At 26.7% G+C, this 258-nt stretch carries 1 protein-coding gene; it reads right to left on the bottom strand.

Going from position 1 to position 258, the window contains the following annotated elements:
* Nucleotides 1-49: 49 nt before the first annotated feature.
* A partial coding sequence (locus D0817_RS25980; protein WP_202866558.1) for a hypothetical protein occupies nucleotides 50-258 on the bottom strand: 209 nt, incomplete at its 5' end.

The raw sequence follows: 258 nt of genomic DNA, 5'->3' as shown, positions 1-258 counted from the left end.
CCTTGTCTTTAAAATTATATCTGCAGTATAATTTAAGGGGTAATGTCTTTTAAATAGTTTTATTTTTCAAATAATTAATCCACTTTTCTACTTCATTTTTTATTTTACCTGCATTATGTTTTGGATACTGATTTTTTACATATTCAAAGAATTCTGTTTTAGTATTACCTGTTTCCCATTCCATAACACTTAGATAAAGCATTGGCCATTTTTTGGTCTGTTGCATAAAATCATATAATGCATAATAAGGAGGTCCAT

Origin of the sequence: Flavobacterium cupreum (assembly GCF_003996965.1) — a bacterium.
GTDB classification, from domain to species: Bacteria; Bacteroidota; Bacteroidia; order Flavobacteriales; family Flavobacteriaceae; genus Flavobacterium; species Flavobacterium cupreum.
Note: the sequence above shows the minus strand (reverse complement) of the source record. Positions and strands in the feature narration are given on the sequence as shown.